General features: G+C 47.2%; 1 protein-coding gene. It reads left to right on the forward strand.

Translation table 11 applies throughout. The annotated features are described in order from the left end of the window. Window positions 1-351 (forward strand): integrase core domain-containing protein (locus EMM73_RS19920; protein WP_222422718.1); only part of this gene is annotated, 351 nt, incomplete at its 5' end. Window positions 352-360: the final 9 nt, after the last annotated feature.

Consider the following 360-nt stretch of genomic DNA (forward strand, 5'->3'; position numbering starts at 1 on the left):
CTGTCCATGGCTTGGCAACAGCGTGGGAAGCCAAAAGACCTGATGTTCCATTCTGACCAGGGCTGCCAATATACAGCGCTCTCGTTCAGACAAACACTGTGGCGCTATCAGATACAGCAAAGTATGAGTCGTCGCGGTAACTGCTGGGACAATGCACCCACTGAACGTTTGTTCCGTAGTTTAAAAACGGAATGGGTACCAAAAACTGGATATGAAAATCTGGCAGAGGCTAAATCGGATATTAGCCGTTACTTACTCGGGTATTACAATCACAGGCGGCCACACAGCTTTAATGCTGGATTACCGCCAGTGATAGCAGAACAACCTAAGTTAGTGTCCGGAAATACTTGACCACTACAA

It is taken from the genome of Rheinheimera sediminis (assembly GCF_004005375.1).
Lineage (GTDB): Bacteria > Pseudomonadota > Gammaproteobacteria > Enterobacterales > Alteromonadaceae > Pararheinheimera.